14 protein-coding genes are annotated in these 13,473 nt (G+C 65.0%); 8 read left to right on the top strand and 6 right to left on the bottom strand.

The genetic code is table 11. The annotated features are described in order from the left end of the window. Positions 1-283 precede the first annotated feature (283 nt). The 4 genes from IVB45_RS07540 to IVB45_RS07525 are packed head-to-tail and all read left to right on the top strand — an operon-like array spanning position 284 to position 2,828. Positions 284-589, top strand: a complete 306-nt coding sequence (locus tag IVB45_RS07540; RefSeq protein WP_247357209.1) for a DUF2282 domain-containing protein — start codon at positions 284-286, stop codon at positions 587-589. A gap of 46 nt (positions 590-635) precedes the next feature. Beyond that, complete coding sequence (locus IVB45_RS07535; protein ID WP_247357210.1) at positions 636-1,550, top strand: DUF692 domain-containing protein; 915 nt, start codon at positions 636-638, stop codon at positions 1,548-1,550. Beyond that, positions 1,540-2,319 (top strand): DNA-binding domain-containing protein, encoded by a 780-nt coding sequence (locus IVB45_RS07530; RefSeq protein WP_247357211.1) that lies wholly within the window; start codon positions 1,540-1,542, stop codon positions 2,317-2,319. Before IVB45_RS07535 ends, IVB45_RS07530 begins: the two co-directional genes overlap by 11 nt. Next, a complete protein-coding gene (locus tag IVB45_RS07525; protein ID WP_247357212.1) occupies positions 2,319-2,828 on the top strand; it encodes a DoxX family protein in 510 nt (169 codons plus the stop codon). The genes IVB45_RS07530 and IVB45_RS07525 overlap by 1 nt, the downstream gene beginning before the upstream one ends. A 12-nt stretch (positions 2,829-2,840) precedes the next feature. On the opposite strand, the gene IVB45_RS07520 is transcribed toward IVB45_RS07525, so the two are convergent. From IVB45_RS07520 to IVB45_RS07510, 3 genes are read right to left on the bottom strand one after another with little or no spacing between them, the layout of a single operon-like run. Next, positions 2,841-3,686, bottom strand: a complete 846-nt coding sequence (locus IVB45_RS07520) for an SDR family oxidoreductase (RefSeq protein WP_247357213.1) — start codon at positions 3,684-3,686, stop codon at positions 2,841-2,843. 1 nt (position 3,687) lies between these two features. Next, positions 3,688-4,248: a carboxymuconolactone decarboxylase family protein gene (locus tag IVB45_RS07515; RefSeq protein WP_247357214.1), complete on the bottom strand. Its 561-nt coding sequence runs from the start codon at positions 4,246-4,248 to the stop codon at positions 3,688-3,690. Next, positions 4,226-4,927: a TetR/AcrR family transcriptional regulator gene (locus IVB45_RS07510; protein ID WP_247357215.1), complete on the bottom strand. Its 702-nt coding sequence runs from the start codon at positions 4,925-4,927 to the stop codon at positions 4,226-4,228. The genes IVB45_RS07515 and IVB45_RS07510 overlap by 23 nt, the downstream gene beginning before the upstream one ends. Positions 4,928-5,031: 104 nt before the next feature. On the opposite strand from IVB45_RS07510, the gene IVB45_RS07505 reads away from it, so the two are divergent. The 3 genes from IVB45_RS07505 (at position 5,032) to IVB45_RS07495 (ending at position 7,523) form a co-directional block, all read left to right on the top strand. Continuing rightward, positions 5,032-6,021, top strand: a complete 990-nt coding sequence (locus tag IVB45_RS07505) for a tripartite tricarboxylate transporter substrate binding protein (RefSeq protein ID WP_247357216.1) — start codon at positions 5,032-5,034, stop codon at positions 6,019-6,021. Positions 6,022-6,061: 40 nt separating this feature from the next. Beyond that, positions 6,062-6,598 carry a VOC family protein gene (locus IVB45_RS07500; RefSeq protein ID WP_027568163.1) on the top strand — a complete coding sequence of 179 codons (537 nt, stop codon included), beginning with the start codon at positions 6,062-6,064 and terminating at the stop codon, positions 6,596-6,598. Positions 6,599-6,710: 112 nt separating this feature from the next. Continuing rightward, on the top strand, positions 6,711-7,523 hold the full coding sequence (locus IVB45_RS07495; RefSeq protein ID WP_247357217.1) for a class I SAM-dependent methyltransferase: 813 nt from the start codon (positions 6,711-6,713) through the stop codon (positions 7,521-7,523). 25 nt (positions 7,524-7,548) lie between these two features. Here IVB45_RS07495 and IVB45_RS07490 read toward each other — a convergent pair whose 3' ends face one another. From IVB45_RS07490 to IVB45_RS07480, 3 genes are all read right to left on the bottom strand, one after another. Further along, entirely contained in the window at positions 7,549-9,105 is a 1,557-nt protein-coding gene (locus IVB45_RS07490; protein ID WP_247357218.1) for a L,D-transpeptidase, read from the bottom strand. Positions 9,106-9,462: 357 nt separating this feature from the next. Then, the gene (locus tag IVB45_RS07485; protein WP_247357265.1) at positions 9,463-10,488 is read right to left on the bottom strand and encodes a fatty acid desaturase; all 1,026 of its coding nucleotides are present in this window, start codon (positions 10,486-10,488) and stop codon (positions 9,463-9,465) included. Between the two features lie 167 nt (positions 10,489-10,655). Further along, a complete protein-coding gene (locus IVB45_RS07480; RefSeq protein ID WP_247282597.1) occupies positions 10,656-12,092 on the bottom strand; it encodes an oligosaccharide flippase family protein in 1,437 nt (478 codons plus the stop codon). 307 nt (positions 12,093-12,399) lie between these two features. Here IVB45_RS07480 and IVB45_RS07475 point away from each other — a divergent pair, with 307 nt between their 5' ends. Continuing rightward, positions 12,400-13,467, top strand: a complete 1,068-nt coding sequence (locus IVB45_RS07475) for an endo-1,4-beta-xylanase (protein WP_247282596.1) — start codon at positions 12,400-12,402, stop codon at positions 13,465-13,467. Positions 13,468-13,473 lie beyond the last annotated feature (6 nt).

The raw sequence follows: 13,473 nt of genomic DNA, 5'->3' as shown, positions 1-13,473 counted from the left end.
CATCTCCTATTACCGCTCTACGTGGCAGGCGTGCATTCGTTACCTGTGGCAGGCGCCGCGCGTCGCCGCCAATGCTCTCCGGCTAAGGTCTCGATAGAGACTAGGCATTGGATTGACCGGCCCGTCACCCGCTAATCCGATCCAAGCGCACAGCCCGTGCGCCCATCTGACGGCCTCACGAACTCGTGACCTGCTCGATCGGTAACGCGAGCGGCTGCGGGGCGAACCGAACAAGGCGCTCTTCGCCTGCCAGGCGATGCCATCTCGAACAGGAGAAACTTCGATGTCTGCCAAACTTGCCGTGACCACGTTCGTTCTCGCCGGCGCCATGTCGACCGCACTGGCGACCCTGGCCGCTGCTGCTCCGCTGACCAAGGCCGAGGGCGACGCGGCCGTCGCCGCCAAGAAGGAAAAATGCTTCGGCGTCGCGCTGAAGGGCCAGAACGATTGCGCGGCCGGACCGGGCACGACCTGCCAGGGCACCTCGACCGCCGACTTCCAGGGCAATGCATGGAAATTCGTCCAGGGCGGCACCTGCACCAGCATCGACCTGCCGGGTGGCAAGAAGGGCTCGCTGAAGCCGGTCTGACGCGCTGCGTCGCGACCACCACAACACGGAAGAGCGGAGTGAAACCATGACGACGGCAATCGCGCCTGACATGTCTGCGGTGCCCCTCCGCTATTCCGCGCCCATCGGCGGCGTCGCCGGGACCAGCTTCAAGCCTGAACATCTTCAGGCGATCCTGGGCGCGAAACCACAACGCGGCTTCTTCGAGGTCCACGCCGAGAACTACATGGGCGCAGGCGGACCGCCGCACCGCGCGCTGGAAGCGATCCGCCGCGACCATCCCCTCTCACTGCATGGCGTGTGCATGTCGATCGGCGGACCACAGCCGCTCGACAAGGCGCATCTGGCCCGCTTTCGCGCACTGGTGGCGCGTTACCAGCCCGCGCTGGTATCCGAGCATCTCGCCTGGTCGACGCATGAGACCAGCTTCTTCAACGATCTGTTGCCGCTGCCCTACACCGCGGCAACGCTCCGGAACGTCTGCGATCACATCGATCAGGTACAGGACGCGATCCGCCGCCCGCTGCTGCTGGAAAACCCGTCGACCTACGTCGCCTTTCGCGAATCGTCGATGAGCGAGACCGATTTCATCCGCACTGTTGCCGAGCGGACCGGCTGCGGGCTGCTGCTCGACATCAACAATGTATTCGTATCAGCGACCAATCACGGCTTCTCGGCACTCGACTACCTCGCGGACTTTCCGCTGCCGCGCGTCGGGGAGATCCATCTCGCCGGCCATGCCGAGCAGGCCGACGACGAAGGCGATCTGCTGCTGATCGACAGCCATGACGGCCCGGTCGCGGACGCCGTGTGGAAGCTGTACGAGATCGCCGTCCGGCGCCGCGGCGGCGTGCCGACGCTGATCGAGTGGGACAGCAAGATCCCGGATTGGGCGGTCCTGCAAGCGGAAGCCGCCGCCGCGCAGGCGATCCTCGACCGTTGCCGCCCGGTCGGGCTGACGGGAGATCGTCATGCCGCCTGAGCCTGACCTTTGCTTTGCCGCAGCCTTTGCACCGGCGCTGCTGGACCCGGTGCGCCCTGCGCCCGAGATCGTGACCGGCCCGAACGGCAAGGCCAATGGCAAGCGCTACGACGTCTACCGCAACAACGTCACGGTCAGCCTGATCGACGCGCTCGCCGCGATCTATCCGGCGGTGCAGCGCATCACCGGCGCCGGCTTCTTCCGTGCCATGGCGCGCTTCCACGTTCGCCTGACGCCACCGATCTCACCCCTGCTGTTCGACTACGGCCGCGACTTCCCCGCCTTCATCGCGCAATATGAACATGCGCAGATGATGCCATGGCTCGCAGATGTCGCACGCATCGAGCGAGCCTGGCTCGATGCCTATCACGCCGCCGACGCCGCACCGCTGTCGCCGGCGCAGCTTGCCGCTGTTGCGCCGGATCGGCTGGGCGATCTCGTTCTCCTACCGCACCCGGCGACGAGAATCGTGCGGTCGCAATTCGCGGCGGTGACGATATTCGCCGCCAACCGCGACACGTCGCCGGTCGGGCGCATCGACGCTGCGACACCGGAAGACGCGTTGGTCACGCGCGCCGAATTCGATGCCGTGGTCCGGCACCTGCCGCCGGGCGGAGCAGTATTCGCGAGCAGCCTGATGTCGGGTCGGCCGCTCGGCGAGGCCGCCGCACGCGCGCTGGACGCGGCGGCCGACTTCGACATCGCTTCGAACATCACCGGCCTGATCGAGGCGGGCGCCTTCACCTCATTCGCTTTCGGAGACGTCTGATGATCACGGACCAACGCATGCAGGCGGGCGGCGGCCTGCCCTCACTCGGACTCCTCGTCGATAAGGCCAATCATCTCGTGCAGACCATCGCCTCGCCGTCAGTCGTTCAGCTCGTGCTCCGCATCGCGCTGGCGGTGCCGTTCTGGCGTTCCGGCATGCTCAAATGGGCAGGCTTCCTCAGGCTCAACGACACCGCGGTGACGTTGTTCAGCGACGAGTTCATGCTGCATCTGCCGGGCGGGCCCTATCACTATCCGGCGCCGACCGTCATGGCCTTTCTCTCCGGATGCGGGGAAATCATGTTCCCGATCCTCCTCCTGCTCGGCCTCGGCACGCGGTTTGCGGCGCTCGGACTGCTGTTCATGACTATCATCGTCGAGCTGACCGTGCCTGACGGCTGGCCGATCCACATCACCTGGGCGGCGATGGCGCTCGGCATCATGGCCTACGGGCCGGGACGCGTCTCGCTGGACCACCTGATCTGCCGAGCGCGCGCCCCCGGGCCATAGGCGCGAGGCCTCTCACATCCCGCTCAGGCCGCTATCGACCGCGAGCGTCTGCGCGGTGACGTAGACACTCTCGTCCGAGAGGAAGAACAGCACGGCATAGGCGATCTCCCAGGCGGTGGCCTGGCGGCCGAACGGGACATGGCCCTTGCCACGGTTGGGTCGGCCGGCGCCGGCCTCGCGGCCGTTCGGGGTGTCGACGAGGCCGGGATAGACCAGGTTGGCGCGGATGCCGCGGCGCGACCCGAGATGGGCGATGTTGCGCATGAGGCCGCCGAGCGCGGCTTTCGATGAATCATACACCGCCATCTGCGAGCCGGCTTTCAGCGCGGCGATGGAGGAGATGAAGACGATCGATCCGCCGCTGTCGAATTTCGGCAGGCCTGCGCGGCAGCACAGCATCGGGCCGCGAACGTTGACGTCGTAGATCGCATTCCACTCCTCGGGGCTGACGGCATCGAGCCCGACTTTGCTGAAGGTGCCGATGTTGAGCACCATGCCGTCGAGCCCGCCCATGGCGCGATGCGCCTCGTCGATCATGCGCAGGACGTCGGCCTCCGACGTGACGTCGGCGGCAATCGCAAAGGCTTCACCGCCTTCGTCGGTGATGCGCTTGACGGTGTGCTCGGCCGAGGTTCGGTTGAGGTCGGCGACCGCAACCCTGGCGCCCTCACGCGCGGACAGAATGCTCATGGCGCGGCCGTTGCCGATCGGATCGGTGGCGGCGTCGAACACACGCTGGCCACCGCCGACGATCAGGATGCGGCGGCCCCTAAGGCGTCCCCTCCCCGGCGCTTCGCCCAGCGACTCCGCACTCGGCGGGCGGACGTAACGGTCCCGCTTGCTATCGGTATCCGTCATCTCAGGCGCCCGGCTTCTTGCCGCCGTCATAGACCGCCATGCCGGCCGCGGGATCGAGATCGGTTTCGGTCGCCTCGGTGACGCGCGCCATCATCATATAGAAGCCGAGGGCGACGATGGATTCGACGATCTCCTGGTCGCTGAAATGCTCGCGCATGGCGGCGAAGATCGCCTCGGGAACGCGGACGTTCTCGACCACTTCGCGGCCGAATTTCAGCAGCGCGCACTCGGCCTCGCTCAAGCCGGCGGCATCGTAATCGGCGCGCTCGACCGCGTCGATCTGCGCTTGCGTGCAGCCTACGCCGAGCGCGATCGGCACGTGCTGGCGCCATTCATAGGCGCCGCCTTCGAGCTGGGCGGCCTGGAGGATCAGGAGCTCGCGACTGACCGCGCTGAGCTTCTGCTTGTGCAGGATCGAATTGCCGAGCCGCATCGCCGGGATCATGTTGGCCTCGGCATGGGCCATCATGCGGAAAATATTCAGCTTGACCGGCATGCGGTCGAACGAGGCGCGGATGTCGCCGCTGGTCGTCTCCGGATCAATCAGGGGCAGCCTTGCCACGAGTCTCTCCCTTGGCTTTTCGTTTCTTGTTGTCTCGCGTCCCGCCATCCGCCGCGATCAGCGAAAGGAAGAAGGCGAGATAGCGGTCGATCGCCTCGATCACCTTCGGCCGCGGCGACGGTGCCGCGCCCATCACGTAATGCTCGAGACGGATGTAGATCAGCCCGGCGGCGAACAGCCGCGCGGTCTCGCGCGGGTCCGGCGTCGAGACCAGGCCGGCGAGCGCAAAGCCGCGGAAATAATCCGTCATCATGCTCTGCTCGCGCGCATAAAAATGATCGGCGAATTTGGCGCGAATGCCGGGCACGCGATTGCGCTCGGCGGTGATGACTTTCTGGAACTGGTGCTCGCGCGGATCGGACCATTGCTCGACGAGGTCCAATGCAAACTGGCGGCAGAACGCGGCGGGCTGGCGTGCGAGCTGCTTGTAGCGCAGCTCTTCCAGCCGGCTCGCCGAGCTGGCCGGACCGTGCTCGCTGACGATGGCCTCGAGGATCGCGGCCTTGCCGGCGAAGTGATTGTAGAGGCTGCTCTCGCGAATGCCGACGCGACGCGCGAGCTCGCGCATCGAGGCGCCGCCATAGCCGCTCTGCGCGAACAGATCGAGCGCCTCGGCGAGGATGCGCGCGCGGGTCGTGGGCGCAGCCGCTTCCGCCGCGCTGGTGGTGTGGACAGCCATGCAACTTGACTAACGAACGATCGTTCGCTAGTCAATCGTACGAACGATCGTTCGTTTCAACTCCGCTCTCAAAGAAGCGGAGAGCAATCTGGGGAGACTGGGTCATGGCGCGCTTCGTCCATTTTCGTCTGCTGCGCGCCGCGACATTGTCATTGGTCGTAACGTCCTCGGCAATGCTGCCTGCGCGCGCCGAGGACCCGGCCGCCTATCCCACCCACAAGATCAGGATGCTGCTGCCTTATGCGGCCGGTGGCGGCGGCGACGTGATCGGGCGGCTGCTCGGCGACAGGATGGGCAAGACGCTCGGACAGAGCGTCTATATCGAGAACCACACCGGGGCTGCCGGCACGCTCGGCACCCAGATGGTCGCGGCGTCGGCGAACGACGGCTACACCATCACCGTCGGCGGCATGACCACCCATGTGCTGGCGCCGGCGATCTATCCGAAACTGCCCTACGATTCGATCAAGGATTTCACCACGATCGGGCGCATCGGCACGTCCTCGATCATGCTGGTGGCGACCAAGGATTTTGCCGCCAACGACATCAAGGGCCTGATCGCGCTGGCCAAGAAGGGCGAGCCGATCCAGTACGGAAGCTGGGGCGTGGGCTCGACCGGACAATTCTGCGCGGAAATCCTGATGCAGCAGACCGGAATCAAGATGGACCACGTGCCGTTCAACGGCATCGCCAAACTGGCCGGCGATCTGCTCGGCGGCCACATCTCGCTGGCGACACTCGACATGGCGACCGCGACGCCGCTGGTGAAGGACGGTTCGATCAAGGCGCTGGCCGCCTGCGGCGAGCGTTCGCCGAGCCTGCCGGATGTCGCCAGCTACAAGGAACAAGGCGTGCCGTTCGACCGCAGCCTGTCCTGGGCGATGTATGCGCCTGCGGGACTTGCCGAGCCGATCGCAAGAAAGCTGTCAGCGGCACTGAAGGACGCGCTCGCCGATGACGAGGTGAAGCAGAAGCTGCTGGGGCTCGGCATCACGCCGCAATTCGTGCCGGGCGACGAGCAGCGTGACATCAACGCGCGCGACATCGCGGCCTGGAAGCAGGTTGCCAAGGACGCGGGCATTGAAGTGAAGTGAATCGAGATCAGGTGAACGAGGTGACAACGGGGGCGCCGATATGAGCCGCATCTTCGGCGCGGTGCGCCAGAACGGATATGTGGTGCGGGACATCCACGCCGCGATGAAGCACTGGATCGAGGTGATGGGCGTCGGTCCGTGGTACTATTTGGACCGCGTCAAGACCGACTGGTTTCGCCATCGCGGCGAAAACTCTGCCGTCGAGATGAGCATCGCGCTGGCCAATTCCGGCGATCTCCAGATCGAGCTGATCCAGCAGCGCAACGACGCGCCCTCGCTGTACAGGGAGTTCCTCGAGTCCGGCCACGAAGGCCTTCAGCACATGTCCTACTGGAGCCACGACTACCAGGCGCTCTACGACAGGGCGCTCGGGCTCGGCTACAGGATCGGCCACGAGGGCCAGATCGGCGGCGACAAGGGGCGCTTTGCCTATTTCGACACCCAGGCCCATCCGGGCACCGTGATCGAGATCTCCGACATCAGCGGCACCAAGGGGCCGTTCTTCGACAAGGTCCGGCAGGCTGCTTTGAGCTGGGACGGCACGCGGCCGATCCGCGAGGTCGGTGGGAGCCGATGACGCCAGCCCGCAAGGCTATGCAGGAACCGGCCGGGTTCACCGCGCTGCTGGCGCGGTAGACGGCAATCCATGGTAACGTGAGCTTCGTGTCCGAACCTTCAGCGAGGCAAGCATGTCCAACACTGACAAGGTTTTCGCCGGCTCGATCCCGAAACTTTACGACGAATATCTGGTGCCGATGATCTTCGCCGTCTACGCCGACGACATCGCAAGACGTGTCGCGGCCCGATCTCCTTCCGTGCTGCTCGAGATCGCGGCAGGCACCGGCGCCGTGACGCGCGCGGTGGCGGCGGCGCTGCCGCGCGGCGTCCGTTATGTCGCCACCGACCTCAACGAGCCGATGCTCGCCGTCGCGGCGCAGCGTCAGGCAGATGACGATCGCATTTCGTGGCGCCAGGCCGACGGATCGGCCCTGCCCTTCGACGATGCCGCCTTCGACGTGGTCTGCTGCCAATTCGGCGCCATGTTCTTTCCGGATCGCGTCAAGGCTTTCGGCGAAGTGAAGCGCGTCCTGAAGGATGGCGGCACGTTCGTGTTCAACGTCTGGGATCGCATCGAGGACAATGTGCTGACGCATGAAGCAACCGTCGCACTCGAAAAGCTGTTTCCCGACGACCCGCCCCGTTTCATGGCCCGGACGCCGCACGGCTATCACGACAAGGCGGTCATCAGAACCGACCTCGAACGCGCAGGCTTCCGTGACATATCGATCGAAACGCGAGCTGAAATAAGCCGCGCGCCGTCGCCCGAGCACGTCGCGATCGCGCTCTGCCAGGGCACGCCGCTGCGCAGCGAGATCGAGGCACGCGATGCCAGCAAGCTTCAGGCTGCGACCGACATCGTCGCCGAGGCGATCCGAACGCGCCATGGGTCCGGACCGATCGAGGGCAAGATCCAGGCTATCGTGATCGAGGCGCGGCGATAGTGGCGGACTTCGATCTGTCCGCCTCCTACCAGAAGCCCCGCTGCATCGGCTGTGCCGGCTGATAGTATTGATACTGGCCACGCCGGCGCGGATTGACGGGCTGCGGGTTCGGATCGCGCTGGAAGAAGAAGCCGAAACCGTTGCCGCCATTGTCCCAGCCGTCGTCGCTCGCCATGGCCATCGGAGGCGCGGTCGGCTTGCGCGTGATGAAACCGCCCTGGGGCTGGTTGCTCAGCACCGCGACGAACTCGGTGCGGTAGTTGGTCTCGCTGCTCAGCGGCTCGTCCGAGATGATGATCGAGGACCGCGGCAACGCGGTCGGGGCGATGCGATCGAGCACCTCCTGCGGGATGGTGATGCGATCGAGCGCGTTCCTGGCGTTGTCGCCGTCTTCGATCGTGACCACGCTCCAGCGCAGGCCGGTGTCGTTCTTCGCCATCGCCGTGAAGATATGCGTGCCGAGCGGTTGATCCGGATTGCGGATCGTGACGGGAACCTCGATGCTGGTGTCGAACACCTCGCCGCCGCCGTCCGGTGCCGGCTTGTGCGTGTTCCGCCGCACATAGAGCTTCTGCGTCGCGCGGCTGATGTAGACCGAGACCGGTTCGAGCGCGAGCTTTGCGTCGGTCGCAGCCTTCACGGCGTCGGCCTTCCTGGCCGCTGCCGCCTTGGCCGCCTCTTTCGTGGCAGCGACCGCATCGCGCTTCGGCTGTGCGGCGGCCTTGGCGGCATCGAGCTGCGTCGCCGCGTCGGCGGCCTTGGTGGCGGCCTTCTGCTTCAGCTCCTCGGCCTTGGCGCGGGCCTGATCGGTCTTGGCGGTCGCGAGCTGCTTGTCGGCGAAGGCGAGCTCGGCGTCGGCGCGGGTCTTCTGCTGTTCCAGCTTGCGCAGCGAGGCCGGCAGCGAGGCCGCCTCTTTCGCGGCCAAAGTCGCGGCCTTCTTGGCCTCGTCGGCAGCCCTTGTGGCCTCCTCGGCCTCGCCGGAGAGCTTGCCGATCTGGCCCGGCGCCGCCGCAATGGCGTCCCGCTTCGGCATGAACAATGCGGGATGAACGATGTCGATCGGGGCCGCGTCGTTCGGCGAGATGATCACGCGCATCCCGATGTTGGTCTTGTCGAACAGGCCCTCCGCGAAGCCGAACGGCATCCGCACGCAGCCATGGGAAGCGGCGTAGCCGGGCAGCGGCCCGCCATGCAGCGCGATGCCGTTCCAGGTGATGCGCTGCATGTTCGGCATCCAGGCGTCGTCATACATGGTCGAGTGGTGGTCCTTGTCCTTCTCGACGATGGCGAAAACGCCGGCCGGCGTCTCGCGTCCCGTCGTGCCGGTGGACACCGGCGCGCGAAAAATCCAGCCCTCGGCGTCATAGAAGGTGACCTGCTGGCTCTTGATCGAGACGATCGCCATGATCGGCTCGCCGGCCTCGCGGGGCGCCACCGCCTCGGCCGGCTGACGCGCCTGCTTGGCCGCGGTCGCCGGGCCCACGGCCGCAAAGGCGAGCATCGCCGCCAAGGTCACAATTCCGGGAGGCCCCCAACGCCGCATCGCCACGGTGGATTGCGCCGTTGTCATCAGGTTTCTCATGCCATCCTCGGTCGAAATGCCAATCCGCCGGTCATTGATCAGATTGCGATCATTGAATTAAGAAATCGCAGCCGCCTTACGTTCCGTCTGTGGCGACATTCGGCACGTTCCGGCGATAAATCTCATATACGACGGTTGACGCAGGCGGAAGGGCGGCGCGCGGCCGAAGCTCGCGCTCTATCGCTGCGACAGAATGACCGAGGGTCGGTGACACGGCTGCCAGCGCCTCACGTCGGACGGCGAGGCCACCTTGAACGGGCGCAGAACGCCCATCGCCTTCCGATCGCGCGGATTCACGCCATTCGGCGGCCGCGCGGGGGCGGTGTAAGCGAAACCGCTGGGGCCAAGGCCGCCTTTTCAAACAAGCTTGGCTCCCTTTCCAAACAAGGCCGCCTCTCCAAAGGAGACGAGCCGCTGCCGCTCCTCGTCCCACAAGGTCAGCCGCACGGTCCGCAAACTCTGGAGCAGCGTAATCCGCCCGACACCAGCGAACTGCGGATTGTCGCGCAACACGTCCTGCAAGCGATAGTAGGGAATTCGACTGGACAAATGATGGATGTGGTGGACGCCGATATTTGCCGTGAACCATCTCAAGACAGCCGGCAGTTGGTAGTGAGAGCTGCCGTGCAGCGCAGCGTCGTGAAAATTCCAGGTCTCGTCGTGGGCCCAGTGCGTGTGCTCGAACTGATGCTGGACGTAGAACAGCCAGACGCCGATCGACGCCGCCAGAACAATGATCGGCAGATGCACGAGCAGGAACGGCCCATAGCCGACCAGCTGGATCATCGTGACGACGAGAACCGCGAGGGCCATGTTCGTGCCCATCGTGCTCAGCCAGGGTTTCCAGCCGCGACGCATCATCCCGACCGGCAATCGGTGCTTCAAGATGAACAAATACGAGGGGCCGACGCCAAACATCACCAGGGGATGTCGATACAAGCGATACAGCGTCCGACGCCATCGGGACCGCCCGAGAAATTCACGCGTGGTCAGCGTATCGATGTCGCCCAAGCCCCTTTGATCGAGATTGCCGGAGTTCGCATGATGGCCTGCATGGTTACGCCGCCAGTAGCCGTATGGCGTCAGTGTCATCACGCCGAGGGCACGGCCGACCCAATCGTTGGCAACGCGGCCGCGGAAGAACGAGCCGTGTCCGCAATCATGTTGGATCATGAAGAGGCGGACCAGCAAACCCGCCGCGGGCACCTCCAGCAGGAGGGCAAACCAATAGCCCTGGTCCAGAGCGGCCCAGATCAGAGCCCAGATGACGACGAACGGTATCGCCGTAATCGCCAGTTCGAGGACACCCCGTGCATTGTCGGGCTCGCGATAGCGGGCGAGCAACTGCGCCGATGCGCGGATTTCCGGTATTCCCTGGGTCATAGTCTGCTCTGCTCCCGACATTCGGCCCAAGAAGCACGGTTATGGCCAAGGATGCAACAAAATCGCCCACCACCTGGACCGCTTCCGGCCGAAACCGAGCCATCGCCAAGTCAAGCGGCGCTTTCAGGGCTTCAGACGGTGAGGACGAGCCTCGTCAGACGCCGCGGCTAAACGCCTAACGCCTTCCGATTGAAGGTTCGCAGGAAACGCAACGACAGCGTCCGGACATTTGCGACGTTCAGCAACCACGCTGCGGCGGCATAAGCGAGGCCGCCCGCAAGGCTCACAACCATGAGCGGGACGAGGCCGATGCCATTGACCTGGGATCGTGCAACGAGAATCGCAGCCGCCATCGCCGCGGCGGAGACGGCAACGCCGGCGAGGCGGTGGAGGTCGAACGGAACCGGATGGGCGCGATGCATCAGGGCGACGGCAACGAGGAAGCCGATCGCCTCGGTCGCAAGCGTTGCCAGCGCCGCGCCGTAGAGGCCATGGCCGGCCACCAGCACGAACATCAACGCCACGCTGACGACCAGCGTCAGGAACGACTGCGCCGCCAGCATGAACGGCCGCTCGGCAAGCTGGAAGCTGATCTGCACGTAGAATTGATTGGCGATGCCGAACAACCGGGCGAGCACCAGGGTCGGCAGCAGCGCCGATACGCCGGCGCGGAAGTCGACGCCGACGAGTGTGCCGGCGACCTGGTCGGCTGCGAGCGCGAGCCAGACGGCGACGGGCGCGACCACGACGAGCAGAAGTTCGAGGCTCTCAGTCAGCCGCTCCCGCGTCGTCTCGTTGTTTTTCTCCGACAATGACCGGAACACCAGCGGCACTGTTGCCGCGGCGACGCTGGAGGCGATCATGACCATGAACTGTCGCGGCAGATCGGCAGCGACGCCAAAGATGCCTGCGGCGTCCTTGCCGAGCAAATATGCCACGATGAGGCGGTCGCAGGCCGAGTAGACCGCGACGGACAATCCGGCCAGCGTCAGCGGCAGGCCGTAGCGCGCGAGCTGCACGAACTGGCTGCGCTGAAAACGCGCGATCCTGGTGCGGTCACCGACGAGGTTCAGGATAATCCCTGCAAGCGAACCCAGGCCGAATGCGGCGAGCAGTCCCAGTCCACCCCAGCCGAGCCAGATGCCGAGCAGGCCGAAACCGACGCTCGACACGCTGCGCACGATCGAGATCGCCGCGAATCTGTAAGGGCGCAATTTTGCGCGCTCGAACTCCTGGCCGACATCGACGGCATTCGCCATGATCGCGACGAACATGCTGGCAAGCAGCAGCCCAACGCTGAGATCACTGCGGAACAGGAAGACCAGCGGCGTGGTGGCGCAGAGGACGGCGACGGTAAGCGCGAAGGCGACCATTGCGGTGCCGCGGAAATCCACCTCGGCCGACATCGCCTGATAGCGCGACACCGACAGCTTGATCCAGGCGAAGAAGATCGCACCCAGAATGCCGGCCAGGCTGATGCCGACGACATAGACGCCGTACTCCGCCGGCGTGAGCAGCCGCGTGTAGGCCGTGACGGCGAAGAAGCCCACCGCCGCAGGCAGGATGTAGGCGACGAGATAAATCGAGAAATGGCGGTTCAGCATGCGAGCACGGGACCGGCAACATTGTTGCGAGTGTGACGGCCGTTCATCAATTGGACCATGGCGGGGCGAACGAATTGCGCCGCAGCATCCCTCAAGAGTGTCACATAAGTCTGGAGATCGGGCGGCGAAGGCGGCTTTGAGGCCGCTTTCGCGGGTTAGCGTTAAATTTGCCCTTCCCTGACGGGGCGTGGCCACCGAAAGGAACCGTGATTTCGCAGATGGCAAAGTTAACCGAACGAGGGGAAAACCCCGGCGTTGCAAGGCGTCGCTTGGTACGATGGCGCGTTGGCTCCGATTAAGGAATGCCGTGACCAGGCTCGACAGACGCGAATTTCTCCTCGGCAGCGCCGCCGCACTTGCGGCGGGCGCATCGGCGTCCGCAGCGCCGGCATCGAAACTCGCCCAGCGCCATCAGGGATTTGGTGCCGCGGCCACGCTCTGGGATCTGCAAGCCGATCCCAGGCTCGGCGAAGCCATCAGCACGTATTGCACGCAGGTGGTTCCGGTGCTCGAGCTGAAATGGCCGATGCTGCGTCCGGACGCGCACACCTTTGCCTTTGAACGCGCCGACGCGATACTGGATTTCGCCCGGCAGAACGACCTGACGATGCGCGGGCACGCGCTCGCTTGGTATCACGATATTCCGGACTGGACCAAGCAGATCAAGGATGCCAAGGGCGTCGAGCGCGCCTATGTCGACCACATCGGCACGGTCGTCTCCTATTACAAGGACAAGCTGACGTCGTGGGACGTCGTCAACGAGCCGATCCCCGACAATCCGCGCAGTCCAAAAGACCGGCGCGACTCGTTCTGGACGCAGCATCTGGGCAATCGCTGGATTCCGCTGGCGTTTCGCACGGCGGCCGCGGCCGACCCCTTCGTCAAGCTCGCGATCAACGAATATGACATCGAGTCGGCCAAGGACACGTTCATTGCGAAGCGCGCGGCCTACCGCCAACTCATCATGGAGCTGCTCGACCAGGGCGTGCCGCTGCACGCCGTGGGACTGCAATCGCATCTGCATGCCGAGCTCGAGATCGACACCCATGGGCTCGCCGAATTCGTCACCGAGCTGCGCGCCTGGGGCCTCGAGGTGTATGTCACCGAGCTTGATGTCGACGACCAGAAGCTGACGGGGACGCCGGCGGAGCGCGATGCCATCGTCGCCAAGCGCGTCGACGATCTCCTGACCGCGATCTCGACCAGCGGACCGGTGCGCTCGATCCTGACCTGGGGTCTCTCGGACCGCTATAGCTGGATCAACGGCACCTTTGCCCGCGCCGACAAGCAGCCGAACCGTCCTCTGCCGCTCGACGGCGAGTTCAAGCCGAAGCCGTTCATGAACGTGATCAACAAGTTCACGAGGGACGCTTAAACGGCT

The sequence above is a fragment of the Bradyrhizobium sp. 4 genome, assembly GCF_023100905.1.
In the GTDB taxonomy this organism is placed as follows: Bacteria; Pseudomonadota; Alphaproteobacteria; order Rhizobiales; family Xanthobacteraceae; genus Bradyrhizobium.
This window is presented reverse-complemented; position numbering and strand designations above follow the sequence as displayed.

Coding starts and splice junctions, on each gene's coding strand:
- IVB45_RS07500 (WP_027568163.1), top strand. CDS start 6,062: ATGAGCCGCATCTTCGGCGCGGTGCGCCAGAACGGATATGTGGTGCGG.
- IVB45_RS07525 (WP_247357212.1), top strand. CDS start 2,319: ATGATCACGGACCAACGCATGCAGGCGGGCGGCGGCCTGCCCTCACTC.
- IVB45_RS07530 (WP_247357211.1), top strand. CDS start 1,540: ATGCCGCCTGAGCCTGACCTTTGCTTTGCCGCAGCCTTTGCACCGGCG.
- IVB45_RS07520 (WP_247357213.1), bottom strand. CDS start 3,686: ATGACGGATACCGATAGCAAGCGGGACCGTTACGTCCGCCCGCCGAGT.
- IVB45_RS07490 (WP_247357218.1), bottom strand. CDS start 9,105: ATGAGAAACCTGATGACAACGGCGCAATCCACCGTGGCGATGCGGCGT.
- IVB45_RS07485 (WP_247357265.1), bottom strand. CDS start 10,488: ATGACCCAGGGAATACCGGAAATCCGCGCATCGGCGCAGTTGCTCGCC.
- IVB45_RS07510 (WP_247357215.1), bottom strand. CDS start 4,927: ATGGCTGTCCACACCACCAGCGCGGCGGAAGCGGCTGCGCCCACGACC.
- IVB45_RS07480 (WP_247282597.1), bottom strand. CDS start 12,092: ATGCTGAACCGCCATTTCTCGATTTATCTCGTCGCCTACATCCTGCCT.
- IVB45_RS07540 (WP_247357209.1), top strand. CDS start 284: ATGTCTGCCAAACTTGCCGTGACCACGTTCGTTCTCGCCGGCGCCATG.
- IVB45_RS07495 (WP_247357217.1), top strand. CDS start 6,711: ATGTCCAACACTGACAAGGTTTTCGCCGGCTCGATCCCGAAACTTTAC.
- IVB45_RS07505 (WP_247357216.1), top strand. CDS start 5,032: ATGGCGCGCTTCGTCCATTTTCGTCTGCTGCGCGCCGCGACATTGTCA.
- IVB45_RS07535 (WP_247357210.1), top strand. CDS start 636: ATGACGACGGCAATCGCGCCTGACATGTCTGCGGTGCCCCTCCGCTAT.